General features: G+C 37.9%; 20 protein-coding genes and 1 tRNA gene. 2 read left to right on the forward strand and 19 right to left on the reverse strand.

What is annotated here, in order from left to right; all coding sequences use genetic code 11:
* The first annotated feature begins 151 nt into the window (after window positions 1-151).
* Window positions 152-559 (forward strand): nucleoside triphosphate pyrophosphohydrolase family protein, encoded by a 408-nt coding sequence (locus OXPF_RS19035; protein ID WP_054876798.1) that lies wholly within the window; start codon window positions 152-154, stop codon window positions 557-559.
* A 26-nt stretch (window positions 560-585) separates the two neighbouring features.
* Here the strand turns inward: OXPF_RS19035 and disA are convergent, their stop codons facing one another.
* The 13 genes from disA to fusA form a co-directional block, all read right to left on the reverse strand.
* The gene (disA, locus tag OXPF_RS19040; RefSeq protein WP_423230589.1) at window positions 586-1,659 is read right to left on the reverse strand and encodes a DNA integrity scanning diadenylate cyclase DisA; all 1,074 of its coding nucleotides are present in this window, start codon (window positions 1,657-1,659) and stop codon (window positions 586-588) included.
* A 2-nt stretch (window positions 1,660-1,661) separates the two neighbouring features.
* A complete protein-coding gene (radA, locus tag OXPF_RS19045) occupies window positions 1,662-3,014 on the reverse strand; it encodes a DNA repair protein RadA (RefSeq protein WP_054876799.1) in 1,353 nt (450 codons plus the stop codon).
* A 124-nt stretch (window positions 3,015-3,138) separates the two neighbouring features.
* Window positions 3,139-5,571 carry an ATP-dependent Clp protease ATP-binding subunit gene (locus OXPF_RS19050; RefSeq protein ID WP_054876800.1) on the reverse strand — a complete coding sequence of 811 codons (2,433 nt, stop codon included), beginning with the start codon at window positions 5,569-5,571 and terminating at the stop codon, window positions 3,139-3,141.
* Between the two features lie 9 nt (window positions 5,572-5,580).
* Window positions 5,581-6,606 (reverse strand): protein arginine kinase, encoded by a 1,026-nt coding sequence (locus OXPF_RS19055; protein ID WP_054876801.1) that lies wholly within the window; start codon window positions 6,604-6,606, stop codon window positions 5,581-5,583.
* 10 nt (window positions 6,607-6,616) lie between these two features.
* Window positions 6,617-7,126, reverse strand: a complete 510-nt coding sequence (gene mcsA, locus OXPF_RS19060) for a protein-arginine kinase activator protein McsA (RefSeq protein ID WP_054876802.1) — start codon at window positions 7,124-7,126, stop codon at window positions 6,617-6,619.
* A gap of 28 nt (window positions 7,127-7,154) precedes the next feature.
* Complete coding sequence (locus OXPF_RS19065; protein ID WP_054876803.1) at window positions 7,155-7,613, reverse strand: CtsR family transcriptional regulator; 459 nt, start codon at window positions 7,611-7,613, stop codon at window positions 7,155-7,157.
* 185 nt (window positions 7,614-7,798) lie between these two features.
* A complete protein-coding gene (locus tag OXPF_RS19070; RefSeq protein WP_054876804.1) occupies window positions 7,799-9,310 on the reverse strand; it encodes an HD-GYP domain-containing protein in 1,512 nt (503 codons plus the stop codon).
* Between the two features lie 204 nt (window positions 9,311-9,514).
* The gene (locus tag OXPF_RS19075) at window positions 9,515-10,468 is read right to left on the reverse strand and encodes an acetyl-CoA carboxylase carboxyltransferase subunit alpha (protein ID WP_054876805.1); all 954 of its coding nucleotides are present in this window, start codon (window positions 10,466-10,468) and stop codon (window positions 9,515-9,517) included.
* A 12-nt stretch (window positions 10,469-10,480) separates the two neighbouring features.
* Window positions 10,481-11,398 carry an acetyl-CoA carboxylase, carboxyltransferase subunit beta gene (gene accD, locus OXPF_RS19080; RefSeq protein ID WP_054876806.1) on the reverse strand — a complete coding sequence of 306 codons (918 nt, stop codon included), beginning with the start codon at window positions 11,396-11,398 and terminating at the stop codon, window positions 10,481-10,483.
* A 22-nt stretch (window positions 11,399-11,420) separates the two neighbouring features.
* Entirely contained in the window at window positions 11,421-12,761 is a 1,341-nt protein-coding gene (locus OXPF_RS19085) for an acetyl-CoA carboxylase biotin carboxylase subunit (RefSeq protein WP_054876807.1), read from the reverse strand.
* Between the two features lie 13 nt (window positions 12,762-12,774).
* Window positions 12,775-13,218, reverse strand: coding sequence for an acetyl-CoA carboxylase biotin carboxyl carrier protein (accB, locus tag OXPF_RS19090; RefSeq protein ID WP_054876808.1), 444 nt, complete (start codon window positions 13,216-13,218; stop codon window positions 12,775-12,777).
* Window positions 13,219-13,357: 139 nt separating this feature from the next.
* A complete protein-coding gene (locus tag OXPF_RS19095) occupies window positions 13,358-13,591 on the reverse strand; it encodes a hypothetical protein (protein ID WP_054876809.1) in 234 nt (77 codons plus the stop codon).
* A gap of 107 nt (window positions 13,592-13,698) precedes the next feature.
* Window positions 13,699-15,783 (reverse strand): elongation factor G, encoded by a 2,085-nt coding sequence (gene fusA, locus OXPF_RS19100; RefSeq protein ID WP_054876810.1) that lies wholly within the window; start codon window positions 15,781-15,783, stop codon window positions 13,699-13,701.
* Between the two features lie 349 nt (window positions 15,784-16,132).
* On the opposite strand from fusA, the gene lepB reads away from it, so the two are divergent.
* Window positions 16,133-16,660, forward strand: a complete 528-nt coding sequence (gene lepB / locus OXPF_RS19105; RefSeq protein WP_054876811.1) for a signal peptidase I — start codon at window positions 16,133-16,135, stop codon at window positions 16,658-16,660.
* Window positions 16,661-16,897: 237 nt separating this feature from the next.
* Here the strand turns inward: lepB and OXPF_RS19110 are convergent, their stop codons facing one another.
* The 6 genes from OXPF_RS19110 to OXPF_RS19135 all read right to left on the reverse strand — a co-directional run bounded on the left by OXPF_RS19110 (window position 16,898) and on the right by OXPF_RS19135 (window position 25,820).
* On the reverse strand, window positions 16,898-19,825 hold the full coding sequence (locus OXPF_RS19110) for an insulinase family protein (RefSeq protein ID WP_054876812.1): 2,928 nt from the start codon (window positions 19,823-19,825) through the stop codon (window positions 16,898-16,900).
* Window positions 19,826-20,001: 176 nt separating this feature from the next.
* Window positions 20,002-21,186, reverse strand: coding sequence for a serine hydrolase domain-containing protein (locus tag OXPF_RS19115; protein ID WP_054876813.1), 1,185 nt, complete (start codon window positions 21,184-21,186; stop codon window positions 20,002-20,004).
* Window positions 21,187-21,356: 170 nt separating this feature from the next.
* Window positions 21,357-23,132 (reverse strand): lytic transglycosylase domain-containing protein, encoded by a 1,776-nt coding sequence (locus OXPF_RS19120; protein ID WP_054876814.1) that lies wholly within the window; start codon window positions 23,130-23,132, stop codon window positions 21,357-21,359.
* Window positions 23,133-23,274: 142 nt separating this feature from the next.
* Complete coding sequence (locus OXPF_RS19125; RefSeq protein WP_054876815.1) at window positions 23,275-24,498, reverse strand: putative glycoside hydrolase; 1,224 nt, start codon at window positions 24,496-24,498, stop codon at window positions 23,275-23,277.
* A 163-nt stretch (window positions 24,499-24,661) separates the two neighbouring features.
* Window positions 24,662-25,438 (reverse strand): hypothetical protein, encoded by a 777-nt coding sequence (locus OXPF_RS19130; RefSeq protein WP_054876816.1) that lies wholly within the window; start codon window positions 25,436-25,438, stop codon window positions 24,662-24,664.
* Window positions 25,439-25,745: 307 nt separating this feature from the next.
* Window positions 25,746-25,820 (reverse strand) — tRNA-Asn (locus OXPF_RS19135).
* Window positions 25,821-25,871: the final 51 nt, after the last annotated feature.

Consider the following 25,871-nt stretch of genomic DNA (forward strand, 5'->3'; position numbering starts at 1 on the left):
AACTTTTGTAAATTACACTATAAAACTACGCTCTAAATAAGAAATATATAAAATTAAGTTTTATATTACTCTTGAGATAGATTGACAAATACAGTAAATAAAAACTATAATTATCTTAAATAACTAAAAGCTGCCAGGGAGTGAATTAATAATGAAAGATGTTATTATTGACGATTTTCAAAATATTGTATCAGAATCCCTAATAAGGCATAAAAGCATAATGGATGTTTTATCAAAATTACAGGAGTCAGGTGCCAGAATAAACAGGGCTCTATCCAAATCCATCACTTCATGCGGATGTATAGAGATAAAGGCAAAGAAGCAGGAATTTCCTGCTGAAATACCTGAAGATATGACTCTTGATGATTTTAATAAATGTATGAGCAACCACATTGATGGAGCCCTTTGCGAGAAATGCAGAGAGGTGCTTGAAAAAGAAATTGGCAGTAACTTATATTATGTCGCTTCACTTTGTAATGTACTTGATATTAATATGTATGACGTTATTTTAAAAGAGTACAGCAAATTAATGATGCTTGGCAGATATAATCTTAGGTAAACCCGCATAATGCGGGTTTTTTAATTTTATATATGCCTGTCTAAAAGCACCTGTTCTTCTAGTCTTCTTAAGCCTTCCTTTATTGCCTTTATCCTGATTTCGCCTATACCTTCCACATTGTCAAGCTCCTCGTTGGAAGCCTTTAATATATTTTGAAAATTTCCGAAGGTGCTGATTAAATTATCTATTACTCCCGAAGGAAGCCTGGGTATTTTGTTCAATATTCTGTATCCCCTTGAAGATACAGGCTGATCAAGGACTCCTACATCCCCTGCATATCCAATGTTGCCGCATATTGCCAAAAGATCCAAAAGCTCATCGTCGGACATCAAAGCGATATTATGAAGACTATCCCTGTATAGGGCATCCATAGGGTATATATAATCTCTTATAAGCTGGACACTGTTTGCTTCAACATTATTAACCAGCTCGCTCATCTGCATGCTTATTAAACGGCCTTCATTTCCAAGCTCATAAATATATTTTTCAAGCTCATCCACTATTCTCAATACCATCTCAGATCTCTGCACTGCCAAAGAGACGTCATATAAAGTCACAAGATCCTCAAATTCCAACGCAGATAAATTATTCATGGCCTGGTCAAAAGCAGAACGGTACTTTTCCAGAGTTTGAATAGCCTGATTTGCATTGGCAATTATTATGGATGTATCCTTTAAGACATGCTTCATACTTCCTTTATATATGGTTATAATATTTCTTCTCTGGGATATGGATATTACAACAGCATTTGTCTGTTTTGCCACCCTTTCTGCAGTTCGATGCCTGGTTCCCGTCTCTTTTGTTGTTATAAAAGGATCGGGAATCAGGTGGGTATTTGCATATAGAATCTTTTTAAGATCAGAGCTTAATATTATGGCGCCGTCCATTTTCGCAAGTTCATAAAGGTATGAAGGGGAATACTCGCTGTTTAAATTAAAGCCCCCCTCAACCAGGCGCAAAATCTCCTCACTGTCCCCTATGACAATTAAAGCCCCGGTTTTCGCACGAAGCACATTATCCAGACCGTCTCTTAGCGGTGTTCCCGGGGATACCATTCTTAATATGCTTAAAAATTCCTTTTCCCTCATTCTGCCCTGCATTATTACCCTCCTAAAACTATATCAAGAGCTTCATACACATCCTTGACTCCTAATACTTTCATACCTTTTATATCCTTCACGGCTTTTAAGTTATCCTCCGGTATGACCACTGTATCAAATCCCAGCTTTAAGGCTTCCTGTACTCTTTTTTCAATAAAGCTTATTCCTCTTACTTCCCCCGTTAGACCTACTTCTCCCAAAACAATCATCTTAGAATTAATATTGCTGTTTTTGAAGCTGGAGGCTATGGAACATATTATGCCTAAATCAGCTGCAGGTTCATCAATCTTTATTCCTCCTGCCACATTTACATAGGCATCGTAGGTTTGAAGCTCATAGCCCACCCTTTTTTCCAGTACAGCCATAAGCAATACCACCCTGTTATAATCAATTCCTGTCGCCATACGCCTTGGCATACCAAAACCCGTTTGACTTACCAATGCCTGAAGCTCAATTAACATAGGACGGGTACCCTCCATACTGCACACCACAACTGTACCCGGAACTCCACTGGGTCTGCCTGACAGCATCATTTCCGAAGGATTCATAACCTCGACTAAGCCTGCATCCCTCATCTCAAATATTCCGATCTCATTTGTGGAACCAAATCTATTCTTAACGGTCCTTAGAATACGGTATGTATGATGTCTTTCACCCTCAAAATACAGCACAGTATCCACCATATGTTCTAAAACCCTGGGTCCTGCTATGGCACCTTCCTTTGTAACATGGCCTACAATAAACACTGCTGTGTTTGTTGATTTTGCTATCCTCATGAGGGTGGACGTTGCCTCTCTTACCTGACTTACGCTGCCGGGAGCCGAGGTGAGGTCCCCCCTGTATACCGTTTGAATGGAATCAATTATGGCTACCGATGGTTTGTAATCATGTATATATTTTTCTATTATTGATATATCTGTCTCTGATACTATATATAGATTATCAGAGTCAATTTTAAGCCTGGCGGCTCTTAATTTTATTTGTTTTTCCGATTCTTCTCCAGATACATATAGTATGGTTTTATTTGCTTTGCCTATACTATCGGATATTTGAAGCAAAAGAGTCGATTTTCCAATTCCCGGGTCTCCTCCCACTAAAACAAGAGAGCCTTTAACAATGCCTCCTCCTAATACTCTGTCTAATTCACCCATTCCAGTTTTATATCTGTCCTCTTCTTCTATTTCAATAGAGGCAAGTTTTTTTGGAGACGACTCATTTTTAAACAGCTGCTGGCTGCTTTCCCCTTCTATTTCCTCGGTAAAGGAATTCCAGCTTCCACAGCCCGGACATTTTCCCATCCATTTCGGTGATTCATATCCGCAGTCATTACATACAAAAATAGTTTTTGTTTTCATACTTAATTACCCCTCTGATGATACCAACTTTTTAACATCATTTTAATTATACCAATATATGCATAAATAGAAACCTCCACATCTTTTGATATGGAGGTTTTATGTGCGCCGCACTTAAGTTCAGCTATTTTTTAGCAAAGTCCAGTTTATCGCCATCTGCCCGTACAATTATGCTGTCACCTTTTTGAATTGTACCTTTTAGCATCTCTTCTGACAATTTGTCTTCCACAATTTTTTGTATCGCCCTTCTTAGAGGCCTTGCACCGTAATTTAAGTCAAATCCTTCTTTAGTAAGGTTTTTCTTGGCATCCTCGTCAAATTCCACGTTAATTTCAAGCTCATCTAACCTCTTAGCCACATCCTTTAACATGAGGTCGACAATTTGGCTTAAGTCGGCCTCTTCCAGCTGGTGGAATACTATTATTTCATCCAGCCTGTTTAAGAACTCCGGCCTGAAGGTGTGCTTTAATTCATCAAGGACATTTTCCTTCATTTTCTCATAGGAGGCTTCCTTTTCCACTTCGCTTACGGCAAAGCCTAAAGTTCTCTGCTTTCTTATGGTGTGGGCGCCTACGTTTGATGTCATTATAACTATGGTGTTTTTAAAATCAACGGTCTTTCCTTTGCCGTCAGTCAGCCTTCCGTCTTCCAGTATCTGAAGAAGTATATTGAACACATCGGGATGGGCTTTTTCTATTTCGTCAAACAGCAGCACCGAATATGGATTCCTTCTGACCTTTTCTGTCAGCTGTCCGCCTTCGTCAAATCCCACATATCCGGGAGGAGATCCAATCAGCCTTGACACCGTATGCTTTTCCATATATTCTGACATATCTATTCTAATCATGGCCGTATCATCACCGAACATTGCTTCGGCAAGGGCCTTTGACAGCTCTGTTTTCCCCACTCCTGTAGGACCTAAGAATATGAAGGAGCCTATTGGCCTCTTAGGGTCTTTAAGCCCGACTCTCGCCCTTCTCACAGCTCTTGCGACGGCTCTTACTGCCTCCTCCTGCCCTATAACCCTGTTATGGAGTATTTCTTCAAGCTTTAAAAGCCGCTCTGATTCTTTTTCCGTAAGTTTATTTACAGGGATATTGGTCCATTTTGCAACTACTCCTGCTATTTCTTCTTCACCCACTATAGGCATGGTGTTCTCGCTCTGCTGTCTCCAGTTGCCCTTTAAGCTATCCAGCTTTTCCTTCAATTCCTTTTCTTCATCTCTTAACCTTGCTGCCTTTTCATAGTCCTGGCTTCTTATGGCTTCTTCCTTTTCCTTTTCCAGTTCAAGTATCCTGCCTTCAACTTCTTTGAGGTCGGGAGGTGCTGTAAAGACCTGAAGCCTTACCCTTGATGCAGCTTCATCAATAAGGTCAATGGCCTTATCGGGAAGATACCTGTCTGTGATATACCTGTCGGATAAACTGACTGCTGCAGCTATGGCTTCATCGGTTATTTTTACTCTGTGGTGTGCTTCATATTTATCTCTTAATCCTTTTAATATTTCAACAGCAGCTGCTTTATCGGGTTCACCAACCATTACAGGCTGGAACCTTCTCTCCAGTGCCGAATCCTTTTCTACATGCTTTCTGTATTCATCGATGGTTGTTGCACCGATGCACTGTATTTCTCCCCTTGCCAATGCAGGTTTTAAAATGTTGGATGCATCAATTGCCCCTTCGGCAGCACCAGCGCCTATAATTGTGTGCATTTCGTCTATGAAGAGTATTACATTGCCAGATTTTTTAATTTCAACCATGACCTTTTTAAGTCTTTCTTCAAATTCGCCTCTGTATTTGGAGCCTGCCACCATTGATGATAAATCAAGGGTAACTACTCTTTTATCTTTAAGTATTTCAGGAATTCTGCCGTCAACAATCCTCTGGGCTAATCCCTCAACCACTGCTGTCTTTCCGACTCCGGGCTCGCCTATTAAAACCGGATTGTTCTTGGTTCTTCTTGACAGTATTTCAACCAATCTTTCTGTCTCATTTTCTCTGCCTATAACCGGATCGAGCTTGCCTTCCCTTGCCATTTCCGTCAAATCCCTGCCATGCTCATTAAGAGTGGGTGTGCTGGTATCTTTATGAACCGCTTCGTTTTTCTTTCCGGGTATGGTCTCGCTTAAGCTCTTTATTATTTCTTCCCGTATTTTGTTAAAGTCCACGCCAAGAGCTTGAAGAGCAGTGACTGCCACTCCTTCTCCTTCTTTTATAAGACCTAAGAGCATGTGTTCAGGGCCAACGTAATTGTGTCCTAAATTTCTGGCTTCTATTATGGAAAGTTCCAGAAGCCTCTTAGTTCTTGGAGTTAATGCTATTTCGCTTTGATACATTGAGGGTACGCCTTTTCCCTCCAGTGCCTCTACCTGTTCCCTTACTTTCTCAAGGGTTGCGCCCATCCTTTTTAATATGTTGGATGCGTTGCCTTCGCCTTCTTTTATTATTCCTAAGAGTACATGTTCAGTACCTACATAGCTATGGTCAAAATATTGGGCTTCTTCCTGCGCTAAAAGCAGTACCTTTTGTGCGCGTTCGGTAAATCTTCCATATAACATTTAATCACCTCATTTTAAATTTTCTCTTACATATTTTGCTCTTTTTACATCTCTAGATTCGGTATCGAGGTCTTTGCCCTCAAGTTTAATCAATGTTGCCGGCTGAGTATTTATCATCAGCTTATTTAAAGTTGTAATGTCTATATCCTTTATTATTCCGAGCTCTATTCCCAGTCTGACATTAGACATTAATCCTAAAGATTCATTATTTGACAGCACCCTGGCATTCTGGAGTATTCCAAGGGCTCTCCATATGCTGTCCTCCATCCTTGCCCTTCCGGATTGTAAAAGCTTTGCCCTTTCAATTCGCTCCATATTGATTATTTGCCCTGTAACTGCCGCCAGATTTGATATTATCTCTTCCTCCGACAGTCCTAAGGTTATCTGATTTGAAATCTGGTATAGGTTGCCCTGGGTATTAGAACCCTCCCCATATATTCCTCTTATTGTAAGGCCTACCTGTGTTATTGCATTTAGTATTTCGTTCAAATTCTTTGTCATTGACAGTGCCGGCAGGTGTATCATAACCGATGCTCTTATGCCTGTTCCTATGTTCGTAGGACAAACTGTTAAGTAACCTGCACGCTGATCAAATGCATAATCCAGTCTTTCTTCTATCGTATCATCTATATTATCAGCAAGCTTGTAAGCTTCCCATAATTGCAGGCCGGGATTAATGGTCTGAAGCCTTATATGGTCTTCCTCATTAATCATTATGCTCACTGTTGAATCATCATTTACAATGACGGCTGAATTTTTATAATTTTCCGCCAGCCTGGGGCTTATTACATGCTTTTCGACCAAGGACATCCGCTCAATATGTGATATATCTGCCATCTCGATCAATTGAAAGTTTCCCGCAGGCATTCTATTTTCCTTAAGCATGAATGTACTCAGCTTTTTGATAATCTTTTTTGATTCTTCATCATTCATTACATGGGGAAAATGATATCCGCTAATATTTCTTGCAAGCCTTATTCTGCTCGAAAGAACAATATTGCTGTCCGGTCCTTTGGATTCTATCCAGTTACCCATCATATCCCTCCTATTTCATATCCTGACTTTCCAGGTTCTTAATTTTATCCCTTAATTCTGCTGCTTTTTCATATTCCTCATTATCTATGGCTCTTTTAAGTTCATATCGTAATTTTTCAATGTCCCTTTTTATTTTTATAATGCCGCCTGTTCTTTTTGGTACTTTCCCCGTATGCTGGGTGTTTCCGTGTATTCTTTTAAGCAGTGGTTCCAGCCTGTTTCCAAAGGATTCATAGCAATTGCTGCAGCCAAATCTTCCTGTCTTTTTAAATTCTGCGTAATCAAGCCCGCATTGAGGGCATTTTATATTTTCCTTTGGTGTATAAGGCATGGCACCTGACCCTGAAAAATCCATAAGACTGGAAATTATATTGGAGAAAGAAAAAGGGGCATCGTTCATTGGGTTGTTTTCTTTTTCTCTCGCACATTGTTCGCATATATGGAGCTCGGTTTTTTCTCCATTTACGATCTTGGTCATATGCACATTTGCCGGTCTCTTGTTGCATATCTGGCAAAGCATACAATTACCTCCTTATTAATGTTAGAGCTTAATATAATAGCACTATGAGCATGGATTTTAAAAGACTTGCTCTGATTGAATCCTTATCAGGGGATTGAATATTTATAGCCTTATCGTTTACTGCTGCTTTCATCAATGCAGCTTCCCTTGGAGTTATGAGATTTTGTTCTAAAAACGCATCTATATAAGATTCTGCCGAGCTCTGGGATATGGACTGCCCTATTCTGTCACTGATTAAGTCCTTGAAATATGCGTTATTATCCAGACTTACCCTTGTTATTCTGATTGAACCTCCGCCGCCTCTGCGGCTTTCGATATAATAGCCTCTGTCAACAGTAAATCTGGTCATAAGTACATAATTTATCTGGGACGGAGCGCAGCTGAACTTATTGGCAAGCTCGTTTCTTTGGATTTCCAATATGTCATCCTGAGAATTGTTCAAAAGCTGCTTTATAAATTCTTCAATTATATCAGATAGTCTTGCCATTAATCATCTCTCCTGACTTTGACTTTCTTTGACTTTTATTATAATTATATTCCATCTGCATAAGAATTCAATGCTCATATTACCAATATATCCGAATCTACAGTTTATTTTTGCCGAATAAATCAGCTTATACCAATATCTCTTATACTTTTGCTGTCATTCTATTGATTTCTCATGATTTTATATTAAAGAATTTGTGAATTTTTAAATTCATCATAAACTTCTCTAATGCTGGAACTATGTTTTTTAAATATCTCTGATATATTAGGATCAAAATGCTTGCCGGATCCCTCGATTATAATATTTAATGATTCTTCAAAGGGATAGGCCTCCTTATAGATTCTTTTGCTTGTCAATGCGTCAAACACATCGGCAGCGGCAACTATTCTTGCACTTAATGGTATTTCGTTTGCCATAAGGCCGTTAGGATAGCCGGTACCATCCCACTTTTCATGATGGCACTCGGCTATTTCGATGCCAATTTTAAATATACTCCTTCCCCACTTTTTCACCGTATCTTCGGCATCTTTTAAAACCCAGCCGCCGTATACCGTATGAAATTTCATGATTTCAAACTCATCTCTTGTAAGCTTTCCGGGTTTTAAGAGGATATCATCTCTTATGCCTACCTTCCCTATATCATGGAGGGGGCTTAATCTTTCAATACTATTTATATAATCAACATTTATCACATTTCTGTATTTTTCTTCCTCATACAACAGCTCTGCGATGACCCTGGAATAAGTTTTCATACGGAAAATATGCTCGCCTGTTTCCGAATCCCTTTGTTCTGCTAGCCTTGCAAGAGCTTGAATTGAGCCGATTATCATATCATCAAAAAATATGCTCTTTTCCAGGCACAAGGTAATGCTGTTGGCTATTGTCCTCAAAAACTCAACATGCTCTTTTTTGTATATATTCTTTTTATTGCTTGAAAAAAATATTATACCGACATTCCTGCCGTTATTTTTAAGAGGAAATGTTATTGAAGCCCTGATTCCTTCTTCTATAAGGACAGCATTATAATCCTTCTTTGGTTTATCTGCCAGGTATTCCTCAAGGTCATTTATAATCCTTTCTTTACCGCTATCCAATATTCTCCCGAGACTTGTGTTTTCTATATCTGTTTTATAACCCAAAAGTCTCTTGGGGAGATTCATATGATATTTGCTGGTAACACCATAGGATGCCCTAACTGTTTTTCCGTCTTCACCAATCAGAGCAATGCCTATATACGTATAAGGTATGAATTCCCAAAAAGATTTATAGATATAATCCAATACTTCTTTGAATGATACGTTTTTGTTCATATTCTCTATTAAAAGTATCAGGCCATTGAATTTATTGAATACATCTTCATTTTCCGCTACTGTAGCATTTGTTTCTCTGCTTTTTTGTACCATAGACGGCATAATAACCGCTGCTCCTGATTGTGCTATTTTGCTGTCTTCTTCCATGGACTTTGGTAATTTATCATGTATACTTATCAAAAGATACGCAAAAACAATAAGAGTCAGTATTAAAACTGCAGTAGCAATATATAAAAACAATTTATTTTCCGGATCACCATAATAGTTTTTTGTACCAATGGCTAAAAGCATAAAAGTTGGTATGGACATAAGGATAATCAATAATATCATGGTTAAAAAATTACGTCTAAACATTAGAGCTACAGATTTGTTATTTCTCTTCTCCACCGTACTCATCCTCCAAACCACAGAACATTTGTAAAAAACATATTTATTTATATATCGGATAAAATATCTATTTTTAAAGTCATTCTAGCTATTTTGCATAAAACTTCCTACAAAAAAGTATCGTAACTTAAAATTAAGTTACAATACTTTTTGCACTTTGTAGAAAAAGAAAAGCTGCTATTTTTAAAGCAGCTTTCCAATTTACTATTCTTTGTATACTCCCATGTTTCTGAATTTATTATACCTGTCCTCCATAAGCTCTGCCTTTGACAGTTTTAGCAATTTTTGAAGCTCTTCTTCTATTGCAACTTTTATATTTAAAGCTGTCTTTTCAATATCATTATGGGCACCACCCAATGGTTCCTCAATTATCCTGTCAATAACTCCAAGGCTATGAAGGTCCTTGGAAGTAAGCTTTAGTACGTCTGCCGCATCAATGTTTCTCGATGAATCCTTATAAACAATGGATGCAAAGCCTTCGGGAGAAATTACAGAGTAAATGGCATTTTCAAGCATCATAACTTTGTTTGCCACCCCCAAAGCAAGAGCTCCGCCGCTGCCGCCTTCCCCTATAACAATAGATATTGTAGGTATTGACAGGGCGGACATTTCGAAGAGATTCATGGCAATGGCTTCTCCCTGCCCCCTCTCTTCAGCTCCTATACCCGGATATGCACCGGAGGTATCTATAAAGTTTAAACAAGGGCGGTTAAACTTTTCTGCCTGTTTCATCTGCCTCAATGCCTTTCTGTATCCTTCGGGATTTGGCATACCGAAATTTCTTTCAATATTCTCTTTTGTATTTCTTCCTTTCTGCTGGCCTATAACAGTGACAGGTATTCCATCAAAGTCGGCAATTCCGCAAACTACAGCCTTATCATCTCCATACCTTCTGTCACCGTGTAATTCAATGAAATCCTCCATTATTAAAGGCACATAATCCAAAAATGTAGGACGGTTTGCATGTCTTGCAATCTCTACCTTCTGCCACCTGGTCATATTGGCATATATATCTTTTTTACTATCAGTGAGCTTTTCTTCAAGCTTTATTATTTCCAATGACAAATCAATACCTGTATCCTTTGCAAATTCCTTAAGCTCGGCTATCTTTCTTTCAAGCTCATTTACCGATTTTTCATGACTAGTTGCTTTATCCATAATATCACCAACCTAGTTGTGAAGCTTCAACAGCTTTGATAAGGTGTCCTTTAAATCATGCCTTGAAACTATCAAATCTATAAATCCATGTTCCTGTAAAAACTCTGAAGTCTGAAAACCTTCAGGCAGCTTTTGCCTTATAGTCTGTTCTATTACCCTTTTGCCGGCAAATCCAATCAAAGCCCCCGGCTCGGCAATTATTATATCGCCCAGCATAGCAAAACTGGCCGTGACACCTCCGGTAGTTGGATCCGTCAGCACAGGTATGAAAAGCAAACCCCCATCCGAAAGTTTTTTCAATGCAGCCGATACCTTTGCCATCTGCATAAGGGACAATATCCCCTCCTGCATTCTGGCGCCTCCGGACGCACAAAACACTATAACCGGAAGTTTATCATCCATTGCTTTTTCTATGAGCCTGGTGAGCTTCTCACCTACAACAGAGCCCATGCTTCCCATGATGAAATTGCTGTCCATTATTCCAATAAGCGCTTTCATTCCATCGATAGTGCATTTTCCCGTTAAAACTGCTTCATTAAGGCCGCTTTGCTCACGGGATTTTTTTATTTTCTCTTCATATTCTGCATATTCAAGAGGATTTAATGTCTCTATATTTTTATACAATTCCTCAAAGGAATCACAATCAGCAATTAATTCCAGCCTGACTTTTGCGCCAATCCTTCCGTGATGCCCGCAAACAGGGCATACACTTGCGCTATTTTTCATTGTTTCTTTTGAAACAATGCTTTCACAGTTTTTGCACTGTATTGAATTTTCATCTACTATAATCTGAGTTTTTTTCTCACTATGGGGAATGGCTTTATTAGCCTCAGCTGATTTATTATTTGAATTGGCAGTCACACCATATACTTCATCTTTAGTAAGCGAAATTGTTGCATATTGCCTTTTTCTAAACAGGTCCTTTAACATAATCCCTCACTCGCTCTCTGACTTAGGCATTAAAATTTGATATAAATGACGTATCAAACTTGCCTTCCACAAAATCCTTGCTGTTTAAAATCTGCAGTTGAAATTCTATATTTGTATCCACCCCGTCTATTATGAATTCTCCAAGGGCCCTTTTCATACGGTTTATAGCATCATTTCTGTCTGTACCCCATACAATTAATTTTGCAATCATGGAATCATAAAAAGGGGGTATAGTATAGCCCTCATAGGCAGAACTGTCTACTCTCACTCCAAAACCGCCTGGAGCATGATATGAAATAATTGTTCCGGGGCAGGGCCGAAAATCTGCCTTTACATCTTCGGCATTAATTCTGCATTCTATGGAATGACCCTGAAGCTTTATATCCTTCTGGCACAGTGATAATTTTTGGCCTGAAGCTACCCTTATTTGCTCTTTTACGATATCTATTCCCGTTACGTATTCAGTAACGGGATGCTCCACCTGTATTCTGGTATTCATCTCCATAAAATAAAAATTATTATCTTTGTCCACAAGAAACTCAATTGTCCCCGCATTTACATAGCCTACTGCCCTGGCGGCAGAAATTGCGGCTTCTCCCATATACTTGCGCAAATTCTCATTTAATGTTACTGAAGGTGCTTCTTCTATCATCTTCTGATGCTTTCTTTGTATGGAGCAATCTCTCTCCCCAAGATACACGATATTTCCGTAACTGTCTGCAAGTATCTGAAATTCTATATGCTTTGGACTTAATACATATTTCTCTACATAAACTGAAGCATCATTAAAGGATGACTTTGCTTCGGCCTGGCACATGATGAAGTATTTATCAAACTCATCATCATCGTTGGCAATCCTCATGCCTTTTCCGCCTCCGCCTGAAGAAGCTTTTATTATAACAGGATAACCTATTTCTCTTGCAACTTTTAAGCCTTTTTTTGCATCATTAACAATACCATCACTGCCTGGTACCACAGGCACCCGGTTTTCTATCATTATTTTTCTTGCGTAAGACTTGTTTCCCATCTTTTCAATATGTTCACCCGTCGGACCGATAAATTTAATTCCTTTTTCATCGCAAAGCCGAGCAAATTCAGCATTTTCTGATAAAAAGCCAAAACCAGGATGAAGAGCATCACAGGCTGTAGCTTTAGCAGCCTCTATAATTGCAGGTATATTTAGATAGCTTTTCAAAGGCTGAGCCGGTCCAATACACACAGACTCATCTGCAAGATATCTGTGCATTGATTCCTTGTCGGCCTCAGAATAAATGGCAACGGTTTTAATGCCCATTTCCCTGCAGGTTCTTATAACCCTGACTGCGATTTCACCTCTGTTGGCTACCAATATTTTTTTAAACATCAGCCACACCCCTCTATTTCCTTATTACCATGAGTGGTTGACCATACTCTACCAGTTCACCGTTGTTCACAAGTATCTCAACTATTTCACCATCGTATTCAGACGTTATTTCATTCATAACCTTCATTGCTTCAATGATGCATATGGTATCTCCGATTGTTACCCGCATTCCCGGCGCTACATATGGTTCTGAATCGGGAGAAGGAGTAATATAAAAGGTACCCAGCATTGGAGATTTGATGACATCTATATCCTCCATCATAGTATTTTCAGTCTGTGACTGCGAAATATCTGCGTATGTTGGATATACATTATTTAAATTATTTATATCTACTCCGGTGTTAACGTTATTATTACAGCTTATCTTAAGCTTAACATCACCTTTTTCAAGTTCAAAACCTGCAAATCCCATCTTTCCTACCAGCTCAATTATATCTTTTATTTCTTTGAAATCCATTTTATCACCTTCCAAAATTATTACCTGGTAATAATACTAATTTATTATACCATATGGGATTGGTTTTATACAAATAATAAACTATTAACAAAATATAAAGCCGGAATTAAATCTCCGGCTTTACAAATAAATGTGGTTTTTATGCCTTTCTTCGGGCATGTATGTGAAACTTATCTTCTGTATTATTGCTTTTTGTTTTAATTTCAAATTCGTTGTCCTTTAATACATCCACTATGTGTTCTATCTGTTCTTTGTCATTATTCATGGTAATTGCCAAATCGTCCTCGTGGGTTACCACTGACAGAAGGCTATGTAGCCTATCCGTATCATTAGGACCTGAAGGGGTACCAAATTCCAGCCGGTAATCGGACATCCTAATCCTCCTTATTTTTCCTGATACTTTAGTTTTTGACTTTTAGTGATTACTATGCGTAAAATATCCGAAAACTTAAAAGAGCGTTTTAAAACGCTCTTTTATAACTATTCTTCTTCAGCAACTGCTGTTTTAGCAGCTTCTTCAACTATCTTTGCACTGATATTGGCCGGAACTTCTTCATATCTTTCAAATTTCATTGTAAATGAACCTCTGGCCTGAGTCATTGACCTTAAATCCGTTGCATATTTAAATATCTCAGCCTGAGGTACTTCGGCTATTATAACCTGCTGCCCGTTATTTGGCTCCATGCCTAGGACTCTACCTCTCTTTTTATTGAGGTCTCCAATTATATCGCCCATGTATTCATCCGGAACTGTAACCTCCACATGCATTATAGGCTCGAGAAGAATTGGTTCGGCATCCTTCATCCCTTTTTTATAAGCTAATGATGCAGCTACCTTAAAGGCCATTTCCGATGAATCAACAGGATGGTATGAACCAAAATGCAATGTGGCTTTTAACCCGACAACAGGATAACCTGCTAAGACTCCCTTTGATATGCATTCCTTAAGACCCTTTTCAACAGCAGGTATATATTGTCTTGGCACAACACCGCCCACTATCTGGTCTACGAACATAAAGTCTGTTCCATCACTATTAGGTTCGAATTTAATATGCACATCTCCGTACTGTCCATGACCTCCGGATTGCTTCTTATGCTTGCCTTGAACATCGGAAATTTTTCTTATGGTCTCTCTGTATGGAATCTTAGGAAGATCGAGAGCTACTTCAGCGCCGAACTTATTCTGAAGCTTTCTGGCTATAACTTCAAGATGCAGCTCCCCTGTTCCTGATATTATGGTCTCTGCATTTTCAACATCCCTTGAGACTTTGAATGTAGGGTCTTCCTCCAAAAGCTTGGTTAATCCGGATGATATCTTATCTTCATCACCTTTTGATTTTGGTTTTACCGACATTGATATACAAGGCTGCGGGAAATCTATAGCTTTGTATTTAATGGGATTTTGAGCATCGCATAAGGTATCCCCCGTAGTGGTTACGGCAAGTTTGGCAACTGCGCCCACATCTCCTGCCGATAGCTTTGATACGGCTGTCTGGGTTTTTCCTTTTAATATATACAAAGTTCCTACCTTTTCTGATTTATCCTGATTTGCATTATAAACCGTAGAGTCGGATGCTATGGTTCCTGATACTACCCGGAACAAGGAAAGCTTACCTACATAAGGGTCAGCAATTGTCTTGAATACAAAGGCCGAGAAAGGTGCATCCGATTTAACCGGCCTTTGTTCCTGCTTTTCATTCTTAGGATTTGTGCCTGTCTCTGACTCAACATCCAAAGGTGAAGGCATATAGTCAACTATTGCATCTAAAAGGGTGGATATTCCGATATTTGAAAGGGAAGAACCACAAAATACGGGAGCAATATCACCCTTTGCAATGCCTGTCCTTAGCCCGGTAATAAGCTCTTCATCGGAAAGTTCCCCTTCGCTTAAATATTTATCTAAAAGAACTTCGTCATTTTCCGCAACAGCCTCTGTAATAGAAGCTCTGTATTCATTTACTGTATCTGTTAAATCTGCCGGCACATCATCTTCTTTTACGTTTTTTCCTTCGAATATTTTTGCTTTCATCTTTATGACATCTACAATTCCTTTAAAACTTGCTTCTTTACCTATAGGTATTTGAAGAGGAACAACAGATGTACCAAATTTATCTCTCATTTGTGTCAAAACTTTGTCGAAGCTGGAGTTCTCTCTATCCAGTTTATTGACAAAAAAAGCTCTGGGAAGCTTTGATTCTTTGCAATAATCCCACATTTTTTCCGTTCCAACCTGAACTCCCGAAACGGCACAAAGTGTGATTAATGCTGCATCAACAGCCCTCAAGCCTTCCATTACTTCGCCAACAAAATCAAAGTATCCTGGGGTATCTACTATGTTTATCTTGGAGTTTTTCCATTCACATGGAGCCATAGCTGCACTGATAGAAATCTGTCTCTTTTTCTCTTCAGCATCGTAATCCATTGTTGTTGTACCATCTTCTACACGACCGATTCTATCTGTTTCTTTACAATTATAAAGAATTACTTCGGCTAAAGAAGTCTTTCCAGTACTCCCATGCCCTATGAGGCATATGTTTCTTAACTGCTGAGTTTGATAATCTTTCATCAGATTTTCCCCCTTGTGTATAATTATATTTTATAAAATATTTACTACAACAAGACACTCATTCATATATTCTATTTTATTTTTGTTTTTCCTCTTATAATTTAACAGATATTTAACATGAATTTAATGTCCATACATCAAAATATTTGGATTGTCTCAACCATTTACTATTATATGAAATGTATGGAAATTTATTCAATAAACTGGTATTAATTATATCATTTTATATGTTTAGCCGACAATATGAATACAAAATATATCTAGATATTTTTGAAAATTTAATATTATTTTGATAATAATATAAACTGGTGTAAAATATAGTTATAATTGGCTGAAAGGAAGTTTTACAATGCAGGATAATTTAAAGAAAGAAATTTATGAATGGATTAAAGCCCTGGCCGTAGCCCTTACTGTGGTATTTTTGCTGAAATTTTTCATATTTGACATTATGGCCATAGACGGTATATCCATGGAGCCTACCCTACATCATAAGGACAGGGTATTTGTCAATATAGCCGGATTTAAGATGGGGCAACCTAAACATAACGACGTAGTAATTTTTACTCCTTCAATAGAGCCCGATTATTACTATGTAAAAAGAATCATAGGAATTCCAGGAGATACTGTCACAATAAAATCCGGAAAAGTGTATGTAAATGATGTTTTGTTAAATGAGGAGTATCTTTCTCCCGGCACATATACATCACCTGACATGACGATAGAGGTTCCGGAAGGAAAGGTTTTTGTCTTGGGAGATAACAGAGGCAGCAGTGAGGACAGCAGAGACCCAAGATTAGGTCCAATTACTATAGAATCCATAAAAGGAAGTGTTGAATTCAGGTTATTCCCCTTTGATAAGATACAAAAAATTTCTTAAAGTCTGCAATATATGAAAAAGGGGCTGTTGCATTTGAAATACAGCATTCGCTATGTGCGAGTTCTGCAAGTTCTAAGGCTCCCTGCCTTGAAAATACAAGAATTTTTAAACTTCACTTCGTTCAAACAATCTAAAATTCTAAGTATTTTCTGCGGCAGAGTCACCAAGAACTTGCAGAGAGAACTCTCACAATGCTCATTTACATTGTTTCAAATGCAACAGCTCCTTCTCTTCCGGCTATTCAAATACGCTTGTTACTTCGGAGAATATATCTTTATTCTGTTTTATTTTTTCTTCGCTTCCCAGGACACAGAAATAATTCTGTTTCATAACCTCTAAAACCATATCGGCAAATGCTCTTATATCTTCTAATGTGGTGTTTAATACTTCATCTCTTTCCCTTTGGATATCTTCCTGCAATACATTCCTCAAATGATATTCAATTGCCACTTCACCGGCGACTGAGGGAGTAAGGGGAGTATCCAGCTTGCTTATTGTTCCTATGATGTATTTTGTCATTTCTCTTTCATCAACATTAAAGTTTTTTAGGTATTCGGCAGTGTTATCATAAACCTTTAAAGTTTCTGCAAGATTAGGATCGCGATAGGATGCAAAATACACATTCCCGTTTCTCTCAAACCTGTTGAAGGCACCATATGCACCGCCTCTGACACGTATGTGGTTCCACAGATAATCATACCCTGCTATGGTCCTTAAAACCTGCATTTTCCCTGAATATGCATAGCCGGTCTTGATATAATTATATCCTTTGGCTACATATTGTACCTTACCCGGTGTCATCAAACCTTCATTACGGGCTTTTAAATCAAACTTATATTTCTTTACATCCTGATCATTATCCTTCAAAGCGTCAATTAATTTTACAACCTCTGACTTTACAGCATCATAATCCTTTTCATCACAGGTAACACCAAATATCAGATTCTTTCTGCTAAAGACAACTCCCGCTACTTTTTTAAGATTTGCAATTATCTCTTGAGCCTTTGAATCATAATTCTTCTCAATGCCTACAATGAATTTATAATAGGATAATCCGGATATAAGCTCAAGATAATAACCGGAAGGCGAGTAATAGGATGACAGCCTTCTTGCCGCAACCAGATGCCCTCGTTCAAATATCCTCATTTCAAGCTGAGACCTTGTTTCCTGGATAATCTCCTTTAATCTCTTTGTTTCATCATACCTTGAAGCCGAAATTATTTCATTAAGGAGATTGAAGAGCTCTGGCATTTTACCCACTAAAGCTTTTGATTTAAATATAAATTTAGGATAATATTTCTCACTGTCTCCGTTTACAGAATATGCTTCAACGAAGGAGTGGATTCCTCCGGTGTGTATATTGATTTCATTGGATAGATCTGAGTAATCATATTTCTCTGTCGATATCTTGCATAAAATATCCGACAACAAGCCTATATACTGTAAGTCATCCTGCTCTATAAAACTGCTGTCAAAATACAGATTTACATAGGCAATCTTGTTTGTAAAAGTACTATGACGAAAAATTTTAACCTGGTTGTAATTATCCTCGTCAAGTTCAAGTTTTAACGCTTCCTTGCTTATATCCTCTATATTTAAAAGAGGTATTGTCGCCAAAACCTCAGGTGAATCAGGTTTTGACTGCCTTTCTCTAAGCTTATCGGTCTGCTCTATGAGCTCTTCAATTTGTTCATCCGTAAGGCTTTTCTTAAAGGATGAAAGCTTGCTTTTAATTTCCTCTGCTTTTCTTTCTTCAAGGCTTTTTTGAGGTTTTAACACCAAAAGAGAGCAATGAGTATTGTTTATCAGATACTTTTCAATTAGCTTTTCAAAATAATCGGAAATGAGAGCCGTCTTTATCTTTTCCAATGCCAGTTCATATTCAAGGCTTATTTCCGGATCTTTGTCATACAGCCAGCTGTTCATTGCTTTTATACTGTATAAAAGCCCTTTTGGCATTCCATGACCCTCGGATTCCCTTAAATCAAATTCTATAATATTGATGGAAGCTTCGATGAGCTTTTTGTCTATCCCATTTTCGGCCAAATTCTTCAGGGTATCATAAATGACACTCTTAAACTTCTCTTTTTTATCCTCATTTGAGTTTTTAACTACTATGCTTATAACGGGCTGAAGTATGCTATTATCGTACTGTCCCAATACATCCTTGCCAATCTCAGCCTCAATCAATGCCTTTTTTAGCGGGGCAGCAGGTGTTTCTAACAGCAGATGTTCTAAAACTTGCAATGCCAATATGGTTTCGTTTTCCATGGATTTTCCGACAGCAAAATTCATGCTTAAATAAGCTTTATCCTTTTCATCATCTTCAGGCAAAACAGGATACATGACTTCCATTTCTTTTATCTCTTTAAAGGGCTGCTGCAGCGGTATGCCGGAATCCACCTTTATGGCATCAAAACCTTTCAGATAATTGTCATTGATAAATGCAAGCTGCTTTAATATATCACCGTTACCGTAAAGAAATATATAGCTGTTTGAAGGATGATAATATTTTTGATGAAATTTTAAAAATTCCTCCTGAGTAAGCTCAGGGATAACTTCCGGATCACCGCCGGATTCCACGCCGTAAGGCGTATCCGGAAACAAAGATTCCTGAATCTTTCTGAATAATATTGATTCAGGAGATGAGAAAGCGCCCTTCATTTCGTTGTATACAACGCCTTTGTAAGTGATTTCTCCCTCCTTATTGTCTATATCATAATGCCAGCCCTCCTGCATTAATATCTCAGGATACTTATATATGTTAGGATAAAACACAGCATCCAAATAAACGTCCATTAAATTATAAAAGTCCTTGTCATTTTTGCTTGCTACAGGATACATGGTCTTATCGGAAAATGTCAGTGCATTTAAAAAAGTGTTTAAAGAACCTTTGACAAGTTCGACAAAAGGCTCTTTTGTAGGAAATTTTCTTGAACCGCAAAGTACAGAATGCTCTAAAATATGAGGCAGCCCCGTACTGTCCTTAGGAGGTGTCCTGAAGGAAATGGAGAACACCTTGTTATCATCATCATTTTCCAAACTCAACAGTCTTGCTCCACTTTTTTCATGATAAAACAGGCGGGATATGGAATTTACTTCCTTGACCTTTTTTTCGCTTAATAGTTTAAATCCGTTATATATATTTCCAACATCAAAATGCATTTATTTTTCTCCTTCCAAAGTCTTTTTACAGTTATTATGAAAATAATATTATTTTTTCTATTCTTTATCATTTGCTTTTCTTTTATGCTTTAACACAGAGGTAATGGTATTTTTCTACATTATGATAAAGATTATAAATTAAATGCTATAATTATGCAAATAAGGTTTATTTAGTCTTATTGATAGATTGTTTTAATAACAGCGAGGTTTTCTGGTAGCTTGTAATCCTTTTCATGGGCTATATAGTTTAAATCCCGAGCTATTGCACCAAGGGGTACTTGCTGAATGTTGGAAAGCACAATTATTGTAATATCGTTTGTTATATCCCTGCTTATAAATGTGTAGAATCCGTCCATTTTTCCAAAATGCTTAATTTCACCGTCGCTTATTGTCCAGCCATAGCCATAGGCGGTGGCGGGAGGGTATACTTTAAATATTTTATCCAGCGTTTCTTTTTTTGCAAGTTTTTCTGTATACAATGCCCTATCCCACAGGTATAAATCTTCGGTATTTGAATACAATCCGTCGGCTCCCTGAAGATTTGACCTATCAAAAAACTCAGCATTCACTAGACTCCCCTTTGATATTGAATATCCTGACGCCCTGTCTTTAATAATAGGTGTTAAATAGTCATACCCGGTATTTACCATACCAAGAGGAGTAAATATATTATCCTGTAAATACTGTTCATAGGATTTTCCTGATACCTTTTCTATTATGTAGCTTAATAATACATAACCTGAGTTGCTGTAATCATATTTTTTACCTGGAGTAAATTCAAGAGGCTTGTTTTTGAATCTGTCTATTATCTGGGTAATGGAATGGGGCAGCTTTGAGATAGAGTTGAAAGAATCATCATCATTAATATAATCCGGAATCCCTGATGTATGGGTTAAAAGCATGTGGATTGTAATTTTGTTTCCGTTAGGGTAATCCGCGATGTATTTAGATAATTTGTCCTCAACACTTAATAATCCTTTTTCCTCAAGCTGCATTATTGCCATGGCTGTAAACTGCTTTGTTAAAGAGCCAAGATGGAATTTGGTTTTGGGTGTATTAAAAACTCCAAGCTCATAATTTGCCATGCCATAGCCTTTGTTTAAAATTATCTCTCCTTTTTTAGCCATGAGCACAGAGCCGCTGAACCATCCGGAAGATTCATAAATCTTTATGTATTCATCAGCCTTTAGCTCAATGTCGCCGGGTGTGGAATGCTCAGCATCAAGTACTGCACTTATGTCCTTTATGCCGCTTTCCATATTTATAACCTTATCCAGATTGATAAACAACACCAATGCTGCCATCCAAAATATTATGAACAGTACTTTTCTTATTCCGGATATCTTCCTATACCTTCGCAAAGCTTTTCCTCCTCATGATAGATACAATAAAACTAATGGTATTGAGACCATTAGTTTGCTTCAAAACAGCAATCCTTATATCCAAAAGATTAATTAATTTTTATTCCTTTAAAGCTTTAAATATTACAGGCTTATCCGCAATAATATTGACACTAAAAAAGCAGATTTTATTATCTGCTTTTTTCTTCATAAATCCATTTATATGTCAGGTAAGAATTTTTAACCCTTGTTATATATTCCCGGGTTTCTGAGAAGGCCACTGCAGCCGGAAAGTCTTCTTTTGTATTTCCAAGCTTTGTTTTTGCCCATCGGTTTACGTTGCCCGCTCCGCCGTTGTATGCCGCAAGTGCCTTATCTTCGTCACCATTATATCTGTCAAGCATTGATTTTAAATAGTAAGCACCAAAGCGTATATTTATCATTGGATTTGATAAATCTATTTCATCTGTATTTACCTTTAAACGGGCCGCTATATCTTTCCCTGTGGAAGGCATTATTTGAAGAAGTCCCATGGCACCGACTCTTGAAATAGCATTATACATATATCGGCTCTCTTCCCGCATTACTGCCCATAGAAGATATGGGTCCACGCTAAATTCCTCTGAAGCCTTGAGAACCTCTTCTTCATAATGCTTAGGGTATGATAGTTTGTAGGCATTTAAATCGGGCATTTCCTTTAACGCTGATGCTGCCCACCTCACCGATTCTGAGTAGTTTCGCTTCTCTAAGTACCAATAGCTTAGAGCTAATTTATCCCCAGGGCTTGCATTATTCTGACCAATATACATCTCAATATCTGCCATATTTTCTTTATTGTTAGCAGTATACCACTGTACATTTTTCAAGAATTCCGGCTGTTCATAATCTATTTCCTGTAAATCCATCCATACAGTATCCCTATCCATACGCTCCATCCATGCAGGAGACTGGGATATTATCTCCAGCATCGAATAGTCCTCATTTTTATTTCTGACCGAGAGAATATATGCGCGAAAAGCTGCATCATCCTTAAATGAACCTGTTTTCGAAGCTATTTTAGTATAAATCTCATAAGCCTTATCATCTTCACCAAGAGTTTCCCAAAGAGTAGCACCTTTCCAAAGAGATGCTGGATCTTCACTGCCACTGAAGCTTTCAGCCGCAGCATTTAAATTGCCTTCTTTCTCAAGAATATTTCCTAAATAGTATGCCCCAATCACTCCAACGGAGGAATATATTTCTTTTGCCTCCTCAGTCTTACCCGTCATGTCAAGGCATCTTCCGTAGAAGTACAGATGCTCCGAATTTAGCTTATTTGCTGCTTTAAGCTCCTCAAACTGAAGTAACCCCTGCTTATAATCCCCTGACTCTGTCAGAGCCCTAGCATATAATATTTCAAGCCCATTTTTGCCTTCTTCATCATAAGCTTCATCTATATGCATTTTTAAATATTCACAAGCAGGCTTCCACTTTTTTGCCTCTAACATTATTTGCCCCATTGCTGCAGGGTCTATTTTAAGTCTGTGTATGGATTCCATGGCAGATTCATCGGGAAGGAGATCTGCTAATATCACTGCCGCATCACTGTCTTGCCTTTGATTAATCATAGAAAAGGCCAGTTTTTTCTTAATTTCACTGGTTTCATATAATGACAATGCCTTAAAATAATAGTCCGAAGGATCTCCCCCCTTTACAATGCAATATTCTGCAAGGGCAAGATTTGCCATATAACCCAGGGCATCTTTTCTATCACACACTTCGATAAGTTGGTTTTTTTCCTTCTGATTAATAGAATCCGGCCTTTTTTCCACCAGTTTGACATAATAATCAAGGTCTTTATTAACTTGCTCGGCAATGGAATTATATCCGCGATTTCCTTTTATTAAATCGGTAAATTTAAATACCATAACTGCACATGCAATAACTATAATTGAAAATACAATTATGCTTCCAATCCTTTTATTCATTAATATTAATCCTTTCTTTTAATCACCTTCTATAATTATTTTACATAAATCCCTTAAATCCTTTAAAAAAACAGAGAAGAAATATTATCTTCTCTGTCTGCAATTTTATTTAAGGTTACCTGCCTTATATATAATATGCTGCCTATTCTTTTAATAATGCATCCTCGGTGTATTTATTGCCGGCATTCCATAATATCCATTCTGTAAGACCGCTGTCATAGGCAGCTTGAATCTGAGCTTTTACATCTGCAGATTTGTATACCTTATATGCACTTTTGGGTCTCAGCCATGCTCCAGTGAAATCCTGAAGCCAAGGCCTTATCTTAGCCTTAGATTTATCAGTCTGGATTTGCTCAACTCTTTGCTTTGCTGTTGAAAGGCTGGTAAACACCGTACGGTAAGGTTCCAAATCCGGATATTTTATGCCATAACTTCCGTAAGCATAGTGGGAAGGATATACCATAGGACACAATACATCCACAGATGTCGATAAATCCTCAAGCTGCTGACCTATCCCCATATCATCCTTTACCGTTGTAACCAATCCGTAAATATCCGCCGAAACAACAACACCTTTTTTGCTTAACCTCTCCCTTGCATAACTTAAGAATTCAGATATAGACTGTGACATGGTTCTATCAGTACCGGCTTCGCCATAATCTATTAATGATCTGTTTCCGTCTGTTGGAAATCTTACATAATCAAATTGGATTTCTTTAAACCCCATATCTGCCGCTTCCTCGGCAATACTTATGGGATATTCCCAAGCTTCCTTAATATATGGATTTATCCAGGCGACTTTCTTATAGTCCCTCCAAACAGAACCATCCTTGCTTTTAATTGCAAACTCGGGCTTTTGAGTTGCTGCTATATTATCTTTAAAAACAACTATTCTGGCTATTGGATATATGTAATTTTCATCAAGCCTTTGTATTACCGCTTTAATATCTTTAATTTTAACCGTTTTATCCGTTTCCAGCTCTTTTACCAGAGGAACAGAAGACTTGTAACTTATTTCTCCGTTATCATCTTTGACATCAATAACCATTGCATTTAATTCTGTGGTATTGATAAGATCAATTAAATGTGAAAATCTGCTTTCCAGCCCCACCGAATGGCCTGTTAAATATATACCTCTGACTTCTTTATGCTCCGGTACTTTAGGTTCGGGCTCTATAGGAGTAGGAAGGGGCTGTTCTATTTCCGGCTCTTCAGTGGGTTGAGGATCTTGGCTTTTTGCCGGCTCTTCATCAGCAACCTTTGGAGAAGATTTGAAAACCCATGAACCTTTATAAATAAAGACACCCGCAGCAGCAATTAAAACCAAAATTACAGCAATGATGGCAAATCTCTTATTTCGTTGCATTCTAACACCCCTAAACTTATCATGTATACTATTTATTATAGCAATAAACAAATTTATATTATACTTAATAAATAATACCAAATGGTCATCAAGCAGCATAAAAATCAATTGTAAATAAAAAAACCCTGTGCACTTGCTCTAATACATCAGGGTTAGTATAAACTTAAGCGCCATGGGCTTCACTGTCTACTGCCACGTCAGCATACTCCTGTTTTTTTCTTATTAATATTAAGGGAGTCATCTCCTGGTCCTGGCCTGCCGGATTGTCTTTAACCATGGCCTTAAGCACATCTATACCATAGGGGGCATCGCTGCTGACTCCTAATATTTCAGCTCCTATATCGTTTACATCCATTATCATGCAGTCAATGTTGAGCTTTTCTTTAATTTCTTTGCATACTCCCACGGGGTTTTCGGGAGAAATCAACCCTTTATCTGCATAATAATCGAAAGCAAGATTATTAAAGCCATCTATATTTGAAATATTATTTCCTACTACCTTGTAAAACACCCCCCTTACCCCGAAAAGCTTGCCAATTACAGAACAAAAAGCAGCAAACAACACTCGGGGAAGTCCCGCAAGCTTAATTGCAGCAGCCATTTTATAAGGGTTTCTTATTCCAAAACCATAAGGGCTCCTATATGCGAACCTGGATAAAAACTTAGCCCAAAACCCTATTTTTAAATCATTTTTAGTTATGACCCTGTTTTGACAAAGAGTTATGAGTTTTTCACTGATGGCCAGAAAATCTCCTTCTTTGTATACAGGTGTGACATACCTGCTGATAATATCTATGTAATTTTCCTTACCTGCTTCGATAAAATGAGTCTTAATGGCATGTCTGACATATTCTTGATTACTAACACTGACAACAGCACTTTTACCTGGATTTGCATAGGGAAAAGCAAATGTATCATTGATGTTCATATCTTCTAACATATTCATCACCGCCTAAAAAAATTAACTGCATGTACCTGATTATTTATCCTATTATAATTATAACTAAATTCCGTAAAAATATAGGCTTGCCAATATAAGTCCATGTAAGTTTATTACGGCACCGGCAACAAATCAAATATATCACACTTTAAAATTAGTGTAAATATGAGAATAGCCAATGGATGTTCGCGGCAGAGAACTCTAAATAACTTGTGATAACAGTTATCAACTTGTGACAGCATGTTACCATGCCGCATTTCAGAAAATATACAAAATAAAGACACGTACTCTTAAAAATACGTGTCTTTGGCTCCTTGGATTGGATTCGAACCAACAACCCTCCGGTTAACAGCCGGATGCTCCACCATTGAGCTACCAAGGAATATTGGTATGTGCAAAACACATACCTTAGAGTTCGCTGCTGTGAACTCTC

This window comes from Oxobacter pfennigii (assembly GCF_001317355.1).
GTDB classification, from domain to species: domain Bacteria; phylum Bacillota; class Clostridia; order Clostridiales; family Oxobacteraceae; genus Oxobacter; species Oxobacter pfennigii.